This window comes from Novacetimonas cocois, assembly GCF_003311635.1.
Taxonomy (GTDB): Bacteria; Pseudomonadota; Alphaproteobacteria; order Acetobacterales; family Acetobacteraceae; genus Novacetimonas; species Novacetimonas cocois.
Genome location: NZ_QEXL01000003.1, coordinates 13,339 through 30,862, shown reverse-complemented (window position 1 = coordinate 30,862; position 17,524 = coordinate 13,339). Strand labels below are relative to the sequence as shown.

14 protein-coding genes are annotated in these 17,524 nt (G+C 60.5%); 11 read left to right on the top strand and 3 right to left on the bottom strand.

Features of this window, described 5'->3' with window-relative positions; genetic code table 11:
- On the bottom strand, window positions 1-182 hold a 182-nt coding region (locus tag NJLHNGOC_RS16240; protein WP_239021290.1), incomplete at its 3' end, for a hypothetical protein.
- 493 nt (window positions 183-675) lie between these two features.
- Here NJLHNGOC_RS16240 and NJLHNGOC_RS03095 point away from each other — a divergent pair.
- The 7 genes from NJLHNGOC_RS03095 to NJLHNGOC_RS03065 all read left to right on the top strand — a co-directional run bounded on the left by NJLHNGOC_RS03095 (window position 676) and on the right by NJLHNGOC_RS03065 (window position 8,921).
- Window positions 676-1,485: a hypothetical protein gene (locus tag NJLHNGOC_RS03095; protein WP_113595057.1), complete on the top strand. Its 810-nt coding sequence runs from the start codon at window positions 676-678 to the stop codon at window positions 1,483-1,485.
- A 16-nt stretch (window positions 1,486-1,501) separates the two neighbouring features.
- The gene (locus NJLHNGOC_RS03090; RefSeq protein WP_113595056.1) at window positions 1,502-3,199 is read left to right on the top strand and encodes a hypothetical protein; all 1,698 of its coding nucleotides are present in this window, start codon (window positions 1,502-1,504) and stop codon (window positions 3,197-3,199) included.
- A 72-nt stretch (window positions 3,200-3,271) separates the two neighbouring features.
- Complete coding sequence (locus NJLHNGOC_RS03085) at window positions 3,272-3,598, top strand: DUF4282 domain-containing protein (RefSeq protein WP_110530322.1); 327 nt, start codon at window positions 3,272-3,274, stop codon at window positions 3,596-3,598.
- An 87-nt stretch (window positions 3,599-3,685) separates the two neighbouring features.
- Complete coding sequence (locus tag NJLHNGOC_RS03080; protein ID WP_113595055.1) at window positions 3,686-4,945, top strand: hypothetical protein; 1,260 nt, start codon at window positions 3,686-3,688, stop codon at window positions 4,943-4,945.
- Window positions 4,946-5,331: 386 nt separating this feature from the next.
- Window positions 5,332-7,029 carry a thiamine pyrophosphate-binding protein gene (locus NJLHNGOC_RS03075; protein ID WP_113595054.1) on the top strand — a complete coding sequence of 566 codons (1,698 nt, stop codon included), beginning with the start codon at window positions 5,332-5,334 and terminating at the stop codon, window positions 7,027-7,029.
- A 267-nt stretch (window positions 7,030-7,296) separates the two neighbouring features.
- Window positions 7,297-7,950, top strand: a complete 654-nt coding sequence (locus NJLHNGOC_RS03070) for a DedA family protein (RefSeq protein WP_113595053.1) — start codon at window positions 7,297-7,299, stop codon at window positions 7,948-7,950.
- A 119-nt stretch (window positions 7,951-8,069) separates the two neighbouring features.
- Window positions 8,070-8,921, top strand: coding sequence for an SDR family NAD(P)-dependent oxidoreductase (locus NJLHNGOC_RS03065; RefSeq protein ID WP_113595052.1), 852 nt, complete (start codon window positions 8,070-8,072; stop codon window positions 8,919-8,921).
- 15 nt (window positions 8,922-8,936) lie between these two features.
- Here NJLHNGOC_RS03065 and trhA read toward each other — a convergent pair whose 3' ends face one another.
- Window positions 8,937-9,593, bottom strand: coding sequence for a PAQR family membrane homeostasis protein TrhA (gene trhA, locus NJLHNGOC_RS03060; protein WP_113595051.1), 657 nt, complete (start codon window positions 9,591-9,593; stop codon window positions 8,937-8,939).
- Between the two features lie 243 nt (window positions 9,594-9,836).
- Between trhA and NJLHNGOC_RS03055 the strand changes: the two genes are divergently transcribed.
- From NJLHNGOC_RS03055 to NJLHNGOC_RS03040, 4 genes are all read left to right on the top strand, one after another.
- The gene (locus NJLHNGOC_RS03055; RefSeq protein ID WP_165837828.1) at window positions 9,837-11,786 is read left to right on the top strand and encodes a M1 family metallopeptidase; all 1,950 of its coding nucleotides are present in this window, start codon (window positions 9,837-9,839) and stop codon (window positions 11,784-11,786) included.
- Window positions 11,787-12,134: 348 nt separating this feature from the next.
- Window positions 12,135-12,821 (top strand): 2Fe-2S iron-sulfur cluster-binding protein, encoded by a 687-nt coding sequence (locus NJLHNGOC_RS03050; protein ID WP_239021288.1) that lies wholly within the window; start codon window positions 12,135-12,137, stop codon window positions 12,819-12,821.
- Window positions 12,818-13,810: an FAD binding domain-containing protein gene (locus tag NJLHNGOC_RS03045; RefSeq protein WP_113595050.1), complete on the top strand. Its 993-nt coding sequence runs from the start codon at window positions 12,818-12,820 to the stop codon at window positions 13,808-13,810. Before NJLHNGOC_RS03050 ends, NJLHNGOC_RS03045 begins: the two co-directional genes overlap by 4 nt.
- Before the next feature lie 7 nt (window positions 13,811-13,817).
- Window positions 13,818-16,085, top strand: a complete 2,268-nt coding sequence (locus tag NJLHNGOC_RS03040) for a xanthine dehydrogenase family protein molybdopterin-binding subunit (protein WP_239021287.1) — start codon at window positions 13,818-13,820, stop codon at window positions 16,083-16,085.
- A gap of 70 nt (window positions 16,086-16,155) precedes the next feature.
- Here the strand turns inward: NJLHNGOC_RS03040 and serA are convergent, their stop codons facing one another.
- Window positions 16,156-17,421: a phosphoglycerate dehydrogenase gene (gene serA, locus NJLHNGOC_RS03035; protein WP_113595048.1), complete on the bottom strand. Its 1,266-nt coding sequence runs from the start codon at window positions 17,419-17,421 to the stop codon at window positions 16,156-16,158.
- Window positions 17,422-17,524: the final 103 nt, after the last annotated feature.

Below are 17,524 nucleotides of genomic sequence, written 5' to 3'. Positions count from 1 at the left end.
TCCTGCTCCTGCTCCTGCTCCTGCTCCTGCTCCTGCTCCTGCTCCTGCTCCTGAAGAAGGTCAACCTGCGGACGAGGCGACCACAACCCTCTGATCCTGAATTCGTGAAATAAATATTCCATCATGCATTGTATTTCCCAATGCATGCGGTCTGTCATGCCAAATATCAGGGGAGGGTTCATCTCATTCCATCTGAATGATACTTCGATATTTTCAATTCCGATACTTCCAGCACAGATTTCCCCATGGACAGGTTTCATCCGACAACCATGGCGCACTGTCATCGGTCAGGATATCGACCACGATCTCTCCCACAGACATGTCCGGACAGAGCACGGATCATTTCTTTAATGGAACATGATTCGGGAGATTCTGGAAATTCATTAGAAATTCGTAAATACATGTCAAAAATCTGTAACACGATGCTTCTTTGAACAAGGAAAACCCACATCCGGGATACTGGCTGATCATGCATGTCAATCGCATGCAACGGCAGAAAATAAAAAACGGAAATATTTATTTTTTCGTGCCTATATCTTCATGATTCCCATATTTAATCTGAAATTCCTTCGTTAGATGTACATCTGGTCTATTTTTTTGATTGACGATCCATTGAAGCAACGTTATGCCGTTGCGAAATTTTAACTTACATAATACATCAGGAAAAGATCGGTAATGCGTGACTTTTACAGGATTGGCGCAAAAACTTTTTCCATCCTCTGCATTTCCGTTTCGATTTCGGGATGTGTGACGGACCAGTCAGGAAATACCGCCCAGACCGGAACGGAACCCGGTGTCCACACCACCCGCAATCATGTCGTGGCTGGTCTGGCAAGCCTGATTGGCGGTGAGTCCTTTGGTTCCAGCATCGGCAACATGCTCGACAACATGGATCGCAAGGCACTGGCCCGCAAACAGCAGCAGCTTCTGATGGCGCAGGGCGACAACCGCACGGTCACGTGGCAGTCGGACCATTCGGCCATGCGCGCCACCATCACGACGTCGAACACCCGCCAGGAAGAAAAGTCGATCCGCATCGTTCGTAACGCGAATGTCGCCGCGCCCGGCTCCATTCATGCGATTGGCGCGCGTTATCAGGTGACGTCGGCAGCGCCCGTCTATCTTTCGCCCTCCACGTCCGCAACCGTCGCCATGACGCTACCGACGCAGTCCACCATCATGGTGGTGGGTCAGCTGACAGGGCAGAACTGGATGCTGGTGTCACAGCAGGGGCGTGCGATCGGATATGTCACGACCTCCGCCCTACATCCCATGACGGCGGCCAGCCATCACGCGGCCAGCAGCAGCGGCACGTTTGACCTTGACGCCGCGCCGTCTGCCCCCGCCAGCAAGACCGTGTCGTCCACCGTCAATGCAAGCGTCACCTGCCGTGACCTGAAAACCGTTGCCACGGACAAGGGAAAGTCCAGCACCGCGACCGAAACGGCGTGCCGTTCGCCGCAGGGCGTATGGGAACTCAACTGACGTGAGGAGCAAGCGCATGATCCGGTCGGTTCTGCATACCCCCGGCGCGCGCCAGCGCCTTGTGGCCGGGGTGGCGCTGGCAATGGCGTTGATCCCCATGGCGGCACGGGCGGATGATGAAGCCCTGATCGCACGTTCCAGCGCCCGCCATATCGAGGTCTATGCCGCAGGCGGTGCCAATTGGTGCCAGCCCAGCCTGCACCTCAAGATGGTCCTGACAAGCGAAAGTGCGGACAGGGGCAATCCCGGGGCACAGGTCGCGCTTCTGGACAAGATGCGCCGGGAATTCGAACAGACCTGTCCAACGGCGGAACGCGCGGACGCCAACGTGACCGAAGATGGAAACATTACCGGCCGTTTCCATGCGGAACGCAGCTCGGGCTGGACTTTCGCGGCAGTGACGCCTCCCGCGACCACACCTCCGGCACCGTCTTCCACCGAGCCACCGCCGCCATGGGCGCTATCGCCTGACGGCAGCGCGCCACAGAGCGCGGACGCCACGCCGGCACAGCCAACGCCTGCCGCGGCACAGCCCGCACCGACACCGGCGCCAGCACCACCGCCCGCCGCGCCATCCATCACGATACCGCCCGCAGGTGACCAGAATTACTGGGGCTACCTGCTGTTTGCCGGTAAAAATGATCCTTCATTCTTTGCCAATGCCGATGTCCAGCGCTGCTGGGCGCAGGGCCACATGCAATCCGAATGGTTCCGCGCGGGCAGCGACGATTTCCGCCAGCATGAAATCATGGAAAAAGCCGGACAGGACATGCAGGCCCAGAGCAGCGGAATCGGGCCGAACACCATTTACGCAAGTATCGAGACAGAATTCGGGCATTACGATTTCCAGACGGGAACGTTTCCCATCGAAATCCGCGGGGATACGCTCAACCTGTCAGGGTCCTGCGCGGGCGATGGCATTCCCTCGCGCATTCCGCTGCATGCACCGGACATGCAGAGCATCACCGGCTTTGCAATGTCGCCGGAGGATGCGCGTAATTTCGAGCGCAAACGCGAAAACTATGGCTGGATGAATCGTCGCATCTGGGTCTTGATGGCTTTCGAGGTCGATCCCAAAAGCGCCAGCGGCAATGGCAACCAACCGGCATATTCCGCCACGCTTCGCGGGTATGCCGTCTATGGAAACAGCCATATGGAAACGCCGATTTATCAGGCGGGTCCGGAACAGATCGCGGCACAGCGCGCGCAGGCGGCGAAGATCGCTGCTGAAAAGCGGCAGAAAGAGCTCATGGCCCGTCGGGACAGCGAAATCCAGCAACTGTCCAACGCTCCGCCGCCGGTGCGCATGGCGAACTGGATCAACGATGACAGACCGGTCGAGCTGTTCCGTTCGCTCAACAATATCCGCGATACCCGTTTCGCATCGATGCAGAACAATGGCAGCCCGGTGGAGGCCAGCTTCCTGGTCCAGACAGGCGGGTCGGGCCACAAGGATGTCGCCACCACCTGGCCCGGTCATCTTGACCTGACAATGGCGGATGAAAAGGCCACCTTCGGGGATGCCGGCTGGTATCTGGTCCGTGGCACCCTTTCGACCCCCACGACGGGTGATTTCCCCGACGCGCAGATGACGGTCGTGCGTGCGTATGCCTGCAAGCAGGCGCAGTGCGCTGACGCAACCGACCCCACGGAAATCGAAAACCGCAAGATCGCCAATGCCACGCAGGCGGCAACGGGCACTCCGGCGCCCTGATTTTCCTGAATCCGGCCTCTCCCGCTTCTGACACCAACCGTTATGTTTTTTTCCTGACAAGGACCAAATGCAATGAAGAGCCTCCTGTCCTTCAATACGCTTATTACGCCCCAGTTCATGAAGATATTCTATTATATCGGCGTCGTGAGCTGCGTTCTGTCCGGACTGGGCACGTTCGTCGGAATACTTGGACTTTTCATCAATTCAGCGGAAATGCTGGGCCAGTCCACGACGCTGGCCGCCCTTGCCGGTCTGTTCATCGGGGGCATCGCCGCCCTTATCATCACCGTCCTCAGCATCATCCTGACGCGCATTGCCTGTGAAACCGTGCTGGTGGTGTTCATGATCCGTGATGAACTGGCATGGCAGCGCGAAAACGCGCAAAAGCGCGTCGCCTGATCCGACAGAGCATACAAAGGGACGATGACGGCAATGCTGACCCCCGGCACACCTCCTCCGCCAGGCGCTGCTGCGCTTGATTCCTCCATGTTGCTGCCACCTCTTGGCGAACTGCTGCCGCCAATCAGTCCCCTGATTCCCCCCGGGACCCTGCTGGCACAAGGCGGGATCGCCCAGCCTGCCGCAGGCGGGGACATGGGCGCCACGCTGAAGGCGGATGAAACGCTGGAACAGCTGGGGAAAGGGCTGAAGGATTTCTCCACCCGCACCTCCAGCTTCGTCGCGTCGCAGGCGCCCAGGGTCCGCGCGGCCCAGCGTTCCGCCACCGAATACATGAACAAGGCGGCCCATGAACTGGGCAATGCGGAAAACCGTCGTTCGTTTGTACAGAAGTATCGCCGGTGGCTGATGGCCGGGGCAGGGGGCATGGGCTGCCTGCTGCTGGCCGGATGGGGCATGATGCATCATCTGGCGACGGAAAAAGCGACGAAGTCCGTCCATGACGCCCTGCTGTCCGCCAACCTTCTGGACGTGGTGCAATATGATGGGGTCAGCGCGTCTCCGTTTGGCACCGTGTGGCTGTCGAATGTGAAATGGCACGTGACGCCGAATGCCGACATCACGATTGCCAGCCTTGGCATTTCCAATATCGATACGGGACATCCGGTTCCGCACCATCTGGATATCTCGGCTTCGGGAATGGATATCCCGGTCCAGAAACTTCTCAACAGCGGATCGGGCATGATGATGCCCGATGTCCTGAACAGGTTTGTCCACGCGACGGCGCGCGACGGATACAACAACCTGCGCGGTTCGTTTGAACTGGCCTACAGGCTGCAGGACGCCAAATCGTTAATGGATATCCGGACCAGCGCCACGCTGGATGATTACGTAAGCTGGAAAGGCCACGTTGAACTTTCCCAGTTCTCGTCAGTCCTGCTCGATCCTTCGCTGTTTGCGCTGCTGTCGCCGAATAAACGGGGCATCAACGGGTTTCTTGTCTTCAACATTCTGCAGAACATGTCCCGGGTCAGCATGCAGAACGAGGACATAACGCTCGACACGACGCCACAGGCCCGGCGGGAAAAGGAACTGCCCGGCACGCCGCTTCCCGTGGATGAAGCGAATGCCCCCAAGGACGCGATGATTGCCATCAAGGAGAACCAGGCCCGTCGGGCAGGCCTGTCGGATGATCAGGCACATCTGGCGGCCCTGCTGGATACGGACAATCTTCCGGACTTCAACCTGAAGTCGGACAGCAAGAACGCCGTGCCGCTCAACGAACTCAAGGACATGAATCTGCCTGAGTTGATGCAGCGCCTCAACGCCACGCTCAGCCAGCTGTAAGGCGGTCCGTTCCCATGCGTCCCCCTGCAAAGCGTCGCGCAGGGGGCGCCATGTCACGTATCCACCCGGCCGGGCGACATGACGGCAGGAAGGACGCAGACCTTCCCCGTCCCGCATCATGTTTTCATGTTCCGGGAAAGGCCACCCTTGTCCACACGGGGGGCACATCTGCCGCATATCGGTACCCTGGCGGACACGCCGGGTTGGCCGGTTTCGGCATGAGGTCATAACATTATATTCTGAAATATGTTTTTGAATATAAATAACCGATAATCATATCCAAACTGTTCTCGTCTGTCTTATATGCGTCGGAGCCATATTGGACGGATGACAATCCCTGTTTTCATATTACAGTCGCAACGACACCAGTATGAAAGAGGCCATTCATGCAGATCACGGCAGTCAGTGATATCGACGGTCAGCGCAGCCGCAGGGGCGCTGACATCCTGCTCGAACTTCTTGAAAGCGAGGGGGTCAGATATATTTTTGGCAATCCCGGCACCACTGAACTGCCGCTGATTGATGCCCTGCAGAAACGCCCCGACCTGCATTATGTCCTTGCCCTGCAGGAAGCCAGCGCGGTCGCCATGGCGGATGGATATGCACAGGCCGCGGGACGTCCGGGCTTTCTGAACCTGCATACCGCGGGCGGCCTGGGACATGGCATGGGCAACCTGCTCAACGCCAGCGTGTCGCAGACGCCGCTGGTCGTCACGGCGGGTCAGCAGGATTCACGCCATACGATTTCCGATCCCCTGCTGTTTGGGGATCTGGTCAGCATCGCGACACCCGCGGTCAAATGGGCGCAGGAAGTGATGCATGCGGACCAGTTGCCGATACTGGTGCATCGCGCGTTCAACGATGCCATGGCGGCACCCACGGGGCCGGTGTTCCTGTCATTGCCCATGGATGTGATGGAGGAAATGAGCAACATCGCCTCCACGCCGCCCTCGCATATCGACCGGCAGTCGATTGCGGGCGGCCTGCCGGAACTGGCGCAGGCGCTGGCGCGGATCGCACCGGGACGGCTGGGCATCATCGCGGGTGATGAAGTCCACGCCGCCGGCGCCTCGGCACAGGTCGCGGCGGTGGCGGAGCTTCTGGGCGCGCCCGTGTTCGGATCATCCTGGCCATCGCGCATTCCCTTTGCAACGTCCCATCCGCTGTGGGAGGGGAACCTGCCGCCCCGCGCCGCGGATATCGCGGCGAAACTGGGGGATTATGATGCGATTTTCGCCCTCGGCGGCAAATCCCTGATTACCATCCTGTATTCCGAAGGCTCCGCCGTGCCGCCGGGCTGCGCGATCTATCAGGTCTCAGCCGATATCGGGGATCTGGGACGTACCTTTTATACGCCGCTGTCGCTGGTCGGGCATATCAAGTCCTCGCTGGAGGCGTTTTTGCCCCTGCTGGAACAGGCCACTGCGGCAAACCGGGAGGCTTATGCCAAAAACCGCAAGAAAGTGGCCGACCGGAACGCAGGCCGTCGCCACCATGCGGTCGAAACCGCGCTGCAGCACATGGATGATCCTGTCATCGCCCCCTGTGTCGCGGCCTATGAGGCCGTGCGTGCCATTGGCCCCGATGTCGCAATTGTCGATGAAGCCATCGCCACGTCCTCCCACGTGCGCTCTTTCCTCGACAGTGACTGGCCGGCGCAGTACTCCTTCCTGCGGGGCGGCGCGCTGGGATGGGGCATGCCTGCGGCTGTCGGTGCGTCACTGGGGCTGGGCAGGGAACCTGTCGTCTGCCTTGTGGGGGACGGGGCCTCGCTCTATTCCCCTCAGGCGATCTGGACGGCAGCCCATGAAAAGCTTCCCGTCACCTTCGTCATCATGAACAATCAGGAATATAATGTCCTGAAGGGCTTCATGCGCCGGCAGACGCATTACGTCTCCAGCCGCAATGGCAATTACCTTGCCATGGACCTGAATGACCCGGCCATAGATTATCAGGCGATGGCGACCTCCTATGGGCTGTCGGCCATCCGGGTTACCCGTGCCTCCGACATCGGGCCGGCCATCCAGGCGGGGATCGCGTCAGGCCGCGCAAATGTCGTGGAGATCATGATCCGGGCCGAATAGGACAGGTGGACAGCAGGATTGCGGAAGACCGGTTGTTTTTACCGGCTGGCTTCTGCAATCCATTCCCGCGCGGCACCCCCGATATGATGGAAAGCAGCTATTTGCAAAATGGGGTTTCCACGGGTTGCAAATTCCCGCATTGCGGTGTCCACATGGCATGTCAGGCGACTGGAGATCCCGTATAACAGGTGATGGTAGCCATTTCCGGCCGCATGAAAGGCGCCCAGCGCATGCCACGCGCAAGGAGATTGTAAGCTGCTTCACCACATGGACTCCCTGTTCCAGCATTACGGATACGGCGTAATCACCTTCGTCGTCATGCTGGAAAGCATGGGCCTGCCGCTGCCTGCGGAAACGCTGATCATCTCGGCCTCGCTCTACTGCGCGGCCACCCACCACATGAATATCGGATGGGTGGCGGTCGCCGCCATCATCGGCGCGATCATAGGGGACAATATCGGCTACATGATTGGCCGGGCCGTGGGCATTCCCCTGCTGCAACGTTACGGCATGCGGATTGGCATGACGCCGGACCGCCTGCTGCTCGGCAGGTTCCTGTTTCGTCGCCACGGCAGCGAAATCGTCTTTTTCGGCCGTTTTATCGCCGTCGTGCGCGTGTTCGTGGCGCTGCTGGCGGGCGCAAACCACATGACGTGGCCGCGTTTCCTGATTTTCAACGCTGCTGGCGGCATCTGCTGGGCCGGTGGCTATGCCATGCTGACCTATTACCTGGGCCACAAGATCATGCAGTTGTCCGGCCCCGCGAGTGTCATCGGCGTGATTGGCGTTGTCGCGGGCGTCGGCGGTTCGGCCATTTTCCTGCGGCGGAATGAAAAACGCCTGACGGAAAAGGCAATGCAGGAAGCACGTGACGACATGAGCAGCAGCGACAAAAAATCGGGCACACCAAAGTCACAGTGAACGAGGCAGGTGTACAATTTGCCTTCGACGCACAGATGACGATATGTTACAACAGGTAACATGAGCCGTAAGCATATCAGGTTGAAAATCATCACGTTTCCATCCAGCGCGAGATTGCCATGACGGATCCGTTTCCATCATGTTCGACACGGCACCCGCTGGCGGTCATTACCGGCGGGGCAGGGGGAATTGGTCGCCTTGTGATCAAGGGCCTGCTTGGGGCCGGATACCATGTCGTTGCGATAACACGGCGCGGGCAGATCCCGACGCTGCCGGATTCACCTGACCTGACCATCCTGCGCTGCGATCTGGGCGATACGCAATCCATTGTTCCCGTCACGGCGCAAATCCGTGCCATGGGCGCGCCGGTTCAGGTGCTTATCCACTGCGCGGGCGTGATCGTGCCGCAAACCGTGTCGGAACTTGATGACGCGGCCGTCGCGGAACAGATGAAGGTCAACCTGCAGGCCCCCGTCATCCTGACCACCCATCTGCTGGATCTGATGCCGCGTGGGGGGCACATCGTATTCGTCAATTCGATGGCGGCCATCGTCCCGCTTGCCGGAAGCAGCGTCTATGCGGCCACGAAATTCGGCCTGCGCGGCTTTGCCCTGTCCCTGCGCGAGGAAGTGAAGTCGCGCGGCATACGCGTGTCGTCCGTTTTTCCGGGCGCGGTCGACACCCCCATGCTGCAGCGCGAGATGCAGAACGGCGGGTCGGCCCTGAATTTCGTGACATTGCCCGTTCAGCCGCAGATCATCGCCAACATCATCCTGCGTACCCTGCGCCGTGGCAGCCGGGATGTGTTTGTTCCGTCCTCGGACGGGATTTTTGGGCAGATCCTGCTGATCTTCCCGGCCCTCTGGCAACGCCTGCTGCCGATCATGCTGTGGATCGGGGAAAAGGGACGGCGGAAATACCTGCATGCCCGCAGGGATGATGAGGCAGACCTCACCGACCATCCTGCCTGAGGTTCATATTCCGCCTCAGATCGTAAGGTCGATCATCCGCTTGACGGCATAGATATGGGTGGAGGCGCCCAGCACGACGAAGACATGCCACAATACATTGGAAAACGGCATGTCTTCGTGATTGTAAAATACCGTCCCGATGGAATAAAACGCCAGACCGAGAATAATAAGCATCACCACCTGAAATGGAAGATGCCAGAAGACCGGATCGGGGCACAGGAAAAACATCCATGCCACGGCCAGATAGGGGATGACCTGATATTTCTGACTTTTGGCAAACCAGAACAGTTTCATGGCCATTCCCGCCAGTGCACACAGCCATAACAGCATGCAGAACCACAGGCTGAGCGCGCCGCTCCCCCCCATGATGATGAAGGGGGTATAGGTGCTGGCGATCGCAATGAAGATCATTGCCTGATCCACCCGCTGCAACCCGCCCTTGAGACGGCAGGCCGGACAGAAATTATAGGCAGCCGAACAGAAACAGACCAGGATCAGGCAGCTTCCGTAAAGGAACACGGACTGACGCGCCGCCCAGGATGCATCCCGCGGCACGGAAGTACCCAGCCATCCCGCGCCGGCGACCATGACGGCGACCCCCACGATATGGACGGCAAAATCCGCCACACGTTCGAACAGGGTATAGGAAGGAAAGCGGGCATTTATTCTCATGGCCGCGAATTATATCCCAAATACGTCCCGACGCGACACGCGGCAGCCATGCACCATCTGAATGAAACAGGCACGCCTGCCGACATTCGTTGCATCAACATGCCGAATTGATCTGGAACCGATATGGTTTTCAGGGATCTTTTTGATATCATGACATTTCATGCTCCCGCGGAAGAAGGTTTCCAGACACTTATGAATTTTCATGAACGTTCAGGGAGATACCGTCTCCTGCTTCTGGGCTGCATGGCCTGTATCGCATCCGCCCCTTCCGCGTGGGCACGTGAGAAACATCCATCGGGCATGACATCCAGGGCTCCGGCGATTTTCATGCCCCAGCCGATGCCTGACCGGCCAACCGTTTTCCGCTCCGCCGCGGGGGTGCCGGGCCATGCCTACTGGCAGAACCGGGCGGACTATGCCATTCACGCCACGATCACGCCCGAAACCCGGACCCTTTCGGGGGAGGAAACCATCACCTACACCAACAACAGCCCGGACGGGCTGGATGAGGTGTGGCTGAATCTGGACCAGAACATCTATCAGCCCGGCGCGCGGTCCCAATTTGCATCCGACCGCTTCTCCGCCTCACGCACCGATGGTGTCCGGATTGAAAAAGTCGTCGTGGAATATCAGGGAATCAAAAAAGAGATCAGCCCGGTCATCAGCGACACCCGCATGCAGCTGCGCCTGCCCGCCACGTTGCGGGCAAAGGGGGGACGGGCGCGGATCCATGTGACATGGCATTACGTCGTTCCCGGACCGTGGGGGGGACGCACCTCCGTCACGCCAAGCAGAAATGGCGATATTTATGAAATCGCGCAGTGGTATCCGCGCATGGCGGTGTACGACGATATCCGGGGGTGGGACACCGCGCCGTATCTGGGGCAGGAATTCTATCTCGAATATGGAAATATTGATTATCGGGTCACGGTTCCGTGGAATTACACGGTGGCCGGGTCGGGCACGCTGCTCAACCCCGACAGGGTGCTGAGCGCGGTCGAACGCAGGCGCCTGTCACAGGCCGCCCGCAGCGACACGCGCGTCATGATCCGCACCGCGCAGGATGTCACGGACCCGGGCAGCCACCGTCACGACCACGGAAACGCGACATGGCATTTCCGCATGGACAATACCCGTGACGTGGCCTTCGCCGCATCACCGGCATTCATCTGGGACGCGGCCCGGATGAACCTGCCATCGGTACGCGGCGTGACAAAGGGACCGCACCTGGCCATGTCGGTCTATCCGGTCGAAGGGGTAGGGGCCGACGGCTGGGATCGCTCCACCGAGTATGTGAAACACGCGATCGAATATTTCTCGGCCCAGTGGTATCCCTATCCCTGGCAGAACGCGATCAATCTTGGCGGCCATGGGGCGGGGATGGAATATCCCGGCATCGTGTTTGACGGGATGGAGGATCGCGGTCCCCAGCTGTTCTGGATCACCACGCACGAGCTGGGGCATGGATGGTTCCCCATGATTGTCGGATCCAATGAACGGCGCAACGCCTTCATGGACGAGGGATTCAACACCTTCATCGACGTCTATGCCTCCGACCATTTCAACCACGGGGAATTCGCGCCCAAGAAGGACAACGAATTCGCGCCCCAGACCGGCAATCCCGCCGACGATATCGTGCCCCTTTTGCGCGACAGGGACGCCCCGACTCTCATGACGCCCTCAGACCTGGTGCAGGAGAAATATCGCCACCCGGTTACCTATTTCAAAGGCGCGTATGGCCTGAAGCTGCTGCGGGAGCAGATCATCGGGCCGGAACGTTTTGATCCGGCATTCCGGCGCTATATCCAGGTCTGGGCCTTCCATCATCCCACCCCCTCGGACTTCTTCCGTTTCCTCGGCAGCGAAACCGGGGAGGACCTGTCATGGTTCTGGCGGGGATGGTATTTTGAAAATCAGGCCCCCGATTACGCCTGCACGGCGATCCATCCCGACACGAACGGATACAGGGTGACGGTCAGGAACAAGGGGGGCCTGCCAATTCCGGTCGTCATGCAGATGACTTACATGGATGGTTCAACACAGCGCAGGACCATCCCGACCGAGGCATGGTACCAGCACGACGCCATCGATGTGCCGGTCACGACCCATGGCGTGCTGAGGACGGTCACACTCGACCCCGATCATGCCATTCCCGATATCGACCGCACCAACAACACCCTGCGCGCGCCCTGAACGGACATGAAAGACGCGCCTGATTTTCAGGCGCGCGATCAATGTCGGCGGAACCGCAAGGGGGATTTCATCCATCGCATCGCCTGTCGCGATGAAAAATCCCCCTCTACGCCACGGTCCTGCCCGGAACGCATGCACTGCCGTACCTTTTATAAATCGACGACACATTGACGTGAACCTGATGCCATCATCCGCAAGGATGGATCATGATGGGACACAGGGACAATCAGCCAATCATCCGATATATCCGGCATTCCGGGGGCGCCTTGGGGCAACCTTGGGACAGGCCCGGATTTAACATCCCGGTATTTCCTTTTTTCCATTCGTGGCGAAAGGCAGCAGTTGAACGTGACGCTTCCCCGTAAATCCATCGGCCTGCTCCGCACCTCCCTTTCACGTCGCGTCGTGCTTCAGACCGGTGCAGCAGTTACCGGGATGGTGGATGTTTCCCTGTCTTCGGCACGCACATCGCCGGGCCGGGCCATACGATCGGCCCGGCCCGTATCCAGCAATGCGCAGCATGGGATCGCGGTACGGCTTACGATCAACAGGACGGCCCGCGAGGCTGAGGTTGATACGCGCACCACGCTTCTCGACCTGCTGCGCGAGCATCTGCATCTGACAGGAACGAAAAAGGGGTGCGATCATGGACAGTGCGGGGCCTGCACCATCCTGATGGACGGGCGACGCGTCCTGTCCTGCCTGTCGCTGGCCGCATCCCATGACGGGGCGGAGATCACCACGATCGAGGGACTTGCACAGGACGGCCACCTCCACCCCATGCAGCAGGCCTTTGTCGATCATGATGGCTTTCAGTGCGGATACTGCACTCCGGGGCAGATATGTTCGGCGATCGGCATGCTGGAGGAATGGAAGGCCGGCTGGCCCAGTCTGGTCACAATGGAACAGCCGGAACGCCATCCCCATCTGGACATCGCCGACCTGCGCGAACGCATGGCGGGCAATCTCTGCCGATGCAGCGCCTATCCCAACATTACGGCGGCCATCCTGGATGTCGCGGAACATTCGGCATGAAACCGTTTTCCTATGCACGCATGACCACCCTGGACGCTGCGACGCGGGAAAAAACCACGGGGGCGACCCTGCTGGCAGGGGGGACAAACCTGCTGGACCTGATGAAGCTTCAGGTGATGCAGCCAGATCGCCTGGCCGATATCAACCGGATCGACGGATTGCGCGACATCACGACCGATGATGCGGGCAATACGCATATCGGCGCGCTGGTCACCAATTCCGACGTGGCGGCGCATCCGACGATCCTGCGCCATTACCCCGTGCTGGCGCATGCCATCCTGGCGGGCGCATCGGGGCAGATCCGCAACATGGCCACGACCGGCGGGAACCTGCTGCAACGCACGCGCTGCGTGGCGTTTTACGATACCGCCGCATCATGCAACAAGCGCCAGCCGGGCACGGGATGCGATGCCATGGGCGGGGGCAACCGGATGAACGCCATCATCGGCGGCAGCGAACACTGCATCGCGGTCAATCCGTCCGACATGGCGGTCGCGCTGCGCCTGCTGGACGCACGCGTCCGGACGCGACGGGCAGGGGGCGCAACGCGCGAAATTCCCATGGCCGACTTTCACCTCCTTCCCGGTGCCACGCCGCAGGTGGAAACGGCATTGCAGGGGGATGAAATCATCACGACCATCATCCTGCCTCCCGCCCCGCCGGGACGCCATGTGTATCGCAAGGTACGCGATCGCGCGTCCTATGCATTTGCGCTGGTTTCCGTCGCCGCGATCATGCAGGCCAGCGACGGATACATGCGCACGGTCCGCTTCGCCCTTGGCGGGATCGCCCCCCGGCCATGGCGTATCGAGGCGGCGGAACAGGTCCTGACGGGACAGAAGCTGTCCCTGCCTGTCCTGTCGCATGCGGCGGACATCGCACTGTCCGGAGCGCAGGGCCATGGGGATAATGATTTCAAAATCCCGCTTGCGCGACGCACGCTGATCCACGTCCTGTCCACGCTGGCGCGGGGGACTGAAGATGAATGATCGCGTCATGCCACCAGCCGACATGCCCGATACGCCCACCCCGCTGATCGGGGCGGGGATGCAGCGCGTGGAAAGCGCGCTGAAAGTCCGGGGCGGGGCACGCTATGCCTATGAAATGGACGCCGCGACATTGGGCGTCACGACGGAGCCCCTTGTGGGTGTCATGGTGCTTTCGACCATCGCGCGGGGCCGGATCACTGCGACACGGACCGCAACGGCCCAGGCCATGCCGGGCGTGCGACTGATCATGACGGCGGACAATGCCCCCGCGCAGGCGCCATGGGGGCCGCTGGTTGCCAAAGACCGCTTCGCACGGGCGCAGCCTGTCCTGCGGGGAACGGATGTCCATTATTATGGCGAGCCTGTCGCCCTTGTCGTGGCTGACACGCTGGAGGAAGCGCGCGCGGCCGCCATGGCCGTCGATGTCGGCTATGACAGGCTGCCGCATAATGTCCTTCTGGACGCCGCCCAAGCGACGGAGCCGGAATTCCTAAACGGCTTCAAACCGGCCAAAACGGAGTTCGGCGCGTTCGATACCAGCTACGCAGGTTCCGAAATCCGTGTGGAGGCCATATACGAAACCCCGCACCAGAACCATGCACAGATGGAACCCCATGCCACCACGGCCGTATGGCAGGGCGATACGCTGATCCTCCATACCTCGGCACAGAATCTGGTCTCGATCCGCAATGGCATTGCCGCGACGCTGCAGATCTCGCCCCATCGCGTCCGGGTCATCAGCCCATATGTCGGCGGTGGGTTTGGCGGGAAACTGCCCTATTTCGCGGATGCGATCCTGGCCGGGCTGGCGGCGCGGGCCCTGGGCAAACCCGTCAAGGTCGGCATGACCCGGCCCCAGATGTTTTCTGCCACGACCCATCGCACCGCGACCCGCCAGACCCTGCGCATCGGCGCGGACCGCTCCGGTCGCCTGCGCGCCATCAGCCATGACGCGCTGTCGCACTGCGCATCGTTCGATAATTTTGTCGAGGATACGACCACCATTACCCGTGGCCTGTATCGCGCCGATGCCATCCGCACGACGGCCCACCTCAACCATCTTGACCTGCCACGGTCGGATTCCATGCGCTCGCCCGGCGACGCCGTGGGGATGATCGGGCTTGAATGCGCCATGGATGAGATCGCGCATGCCACCGGCATCGACCCGGTGGAGCTGCGGCTGCTTAACGATACGCCAGACGATCCTACCGCCCGCAAACCCTTCAGCAGCCGTCACCTGAAGGAATGCCTTGAAGAAGGCGCGCGCCGTTTCGAATGGGCGGCGCGAAATCCGCTTCCGGGACAGACGCACGAAGGGGAGTGGCTGATCGGGATGGGGATGGCCAGCGCGATGCGCTACAACCTGCTCAAGCCCTGTCAGGCGCTGGCGCATCTCGACGCCGGGGGGAACCTGACGGTGCAGCTCGCCATGACGGATCCGGGCACGGGCACCCAGACCATCCTGACCCAGATCGCGGCAGCCGCCATGGGTCTCCCGCCCGCGCAGGTCCATGTCGAAATGGGCGATACGGCCTATCCCCCCGCGCCGGGATCTGGCGGATCGTTCGGGGCGGAAAGCGCGGGTTCTGCCGTGCTGCGCGCCTGTGAAAACCTGCGCGAACTGCTGTTGCGGGCCAGCGTCACGGACGAACGCTCCCCCCTGCATGGACTGCCACTGGAACAGCTCCATCTTGGCGGCGGGAACATCCATGCCGGAAACCGGCATGAAGCCCTTTCCGCGCTGATGGCACGGGCATTTCCCCACGGCGTGGACGCCCACGGACAGATCGAAGCCGACGCGGCCTCCCTGAAATGGTCACAGGCCTCTTTCGGCGCGCATTTTGTCGAAGTGGCGGTCAGCGCCATTACGGGGGAAACCCACGTGCGAAGGATGCTGGGCGTCTTTGCCTGCGGGTGCATACTCAACCGTCGCACCGCACGGTCGCAGTTGCTGGGCGGCATGGTCTGGGGCGTGTCGAACGCCCTGCATGAGGGAAACGCCCCCGATCCCCGCACGGGACAGTTCATGGCGCATGATCTGGCGAATTACCATGTTTCCACGCATGCCGACATGCCCGAAATGGACGTCGTCATGATCGCGGAAGATGAACCCGTTTCCAATCCCCTGCATATCAAGGGACTGGGGGAGGTCGGGATATGCGGGGCGCCGGCGGCGATCGGCAACGCCATCTTCAACGCGACGGGAATACGCGTCCGCAGCTTTCCCATTACGCCAGACCGGCTGCTGCCGCACCTGCCTGCCGTCACCGTATAGAACGGAAAAAGGGACACGCCGGAACGTGCCCCTTCTTCATTTCACGCAACAGGGAAGGACGGTTCGTCGCTCAGCGCTGCTGATAGAGCAGGCGGGCGCGGATCGTTCCCTTCAGGTCCCGCAGCATGGACAGGATGCGGTTGTCCTTCTCCACATCGCCACCCGTATCGGCTTCGACCACCACGTATCCCAGTTCACCGGCGGTCTGCAGGTACTGGGCGGTGACGTTGCAGTCCTCGCGCGAGAAGATCTCATTGATCTGCAGCATGACGCCCGGCGCATTGGTGTGCACGTGCATGAAGCGGGTGCCGTGCGGATTTTCCGGCAGCTGCACGGTAGGAAAATTTACCGCCCCCAGTGTGGAACCGATATCGGAATATTCCAGCAGCTTGCGGGCCACTTCCTGACCGATCCGTTCCTGCGCCTCGGCCGTGGAACCGCCGATATGCGGCGTCAGGATGACATTGTCCAGCCCGCGCAGCGGCGTCTCCAGGCTTTCGCCCGCGGCCTTGGGCTCCTTGGGGAACACGTCGATCGCCGCGCCAAGCAGATGCCCGTCCTTGAGTGCCGCGGCAAGGGCGGACAGGTCCACCACGTTCCCACGGGCATTGTTGATCAGGAAGGATCCCGGCTTCATCGCGCGGATCTGCGCCTCGCCCATCATGTTCGCGGTTTCGGGCGTCTGCGGCACATGCAGACTGACGACATCGCTCAGCGCCAGCAGTTCCTCCAGCGTCGCGACGGGGTGGGCATTGCCGTGCACCAGCTTGTCAATCACGTCGTAATAGAACACGCGCATGCCAAAGGCTTCGGCCAGCACGGAAAGCTGCGACCCGATGGAGCCGTATCCCACGATCCCCAGCGTCTTGCCACGGACTTCCCAGCTGTTGTGCGCGGACTTGTTCCATATGCCCTCATGGCATTCGACCGACTTGGGAAAGATCCGGCGCATCAGCATGACAATCTCGCCCATCACCAGTTCGGCGACGGAGCGGGTGTTGCTGAACGGCGCGTTGAAAACGGGAATGCCGCTTTCACGGGCCGCGACCAGATCGACCTGATTGGTGCCGATGCAGAAACAGCCAATGGCGATCAGGCGGTCCGCGCCCTCGATCACGTCGCGCGTCAGCTGTGTGCGCGAACGGATCCCCACGATATGCACCCCCTCCAGCGCCTTGCGCAGGGCTTCGCCTTCGAGCGCGGTCTTGAGGCGGGTAACGTTCTCGTACCCATTTTCCTTGAGCAGCGCGACCGCGCTGTCATGCACCCCTTCGAGGAGGAGAATGCGGATCTTGTCCTTGGAGAGGGAAAGATGGCTGACGGAGGGCTGAGTCATGTCGAGTGCTCACGCTTGTTCGATCAAAGGGATGCCCTATCTGATTGCATGGCGCATGGCTAGGGCGGTTTCACGCGGGACAGGGATTAAGGAAGGAATAATG

Excerpts from the sequence above, each read along its gene's own strand:
- NJLHNGOC_RS03055 (WP_165837828.1), top strand. The coding sequence starts at position 9,837 with ATGGCCTGTATCGCATCCGCCCCTTCCGCGTGGGCACGTGAGAAACAT.
- NJLHNGOC_RS03065 (WP_113595052.1), top strand. The coding sequence starts at position 8,070 with ATGACGGATCCGTTTCCATCATGTTCGACACGGCACCCGCTGGCGGTC.
- NJLHNGOC_RS03080 (WP_113595055.1), top strand. The coding sequence starts at position 3,686 with ATGTTGCTGCCACCTCTTGGCGAACTGCTGCCGCCAATCAGTCCCCTG.
- NJLHNGOC_RS03085 (WP_110530322.1), top strand. The coding sequence starts at position 3,272 with ATGAAGAGCCTCCTGTCCTTCAATACGCTTATTACGCCCCAGTTCATG.
- NJLHNGOC_RS03040 (WP_239021287.1), top strand. The coding sequence starts at position 13,818 with ATGCCACCAGCCGACATGCCCGATACGCCCACCCCGCTGATCGGGGCG.
- trhA (WP_113595051.1), bottom strand. The coding sequence starts at position 9,593 with ATGAGAATAAATGCCCGCTTTCCTTCCTATACCCTGTTCGAACGTGTG.
- NJLHNGOC_RS03045 (WP_113595050.1), top strand. The coding sequence starts at position 12,818 with ATGAAACCGTTTTCCTATGCACGCATGACCACCCTGGACGCTGCGACG.
- serA (WP_113595048.1), bottom strand. The coding sequence starts at position 17,421 with ATGACTCAGCCCTCCGTCAGCCATCTTTCCCTCTCCAAGGACAAGATC.
- NJLHNGOC_RS03075 (WP_113595054.1), top strand. The coding sequence starts at position 5,332 with ATGCAGATCACGGCAGTCAGTGATATCGACGGTCAGCGCAGCCGCAGG.
- NJLHNGOC_RS03095 (WP_113595057.1), top strand. The coding sequence starts at position 676 with ATGCGTGACTTTTACAGGATTGGCGCAAAAACTTTTTCCATCCTCTGC.
- NJLHNGOC_RS03070 (WP_113595053.1), top strand. The coding sequence starts at position 7,297 with ATGGACTCCCTGTTCCAGCATTACGGATACGGCGTAATCACCTTCGTC.
- NJLHNGOC_RS03090 (WP_113595056.1), top strand. The coding sequence starts at position 1,502 with ATGATCCGGTCGGTTCTGCATACCCCCGGCGCGCGCCAGCGCCTTGTG.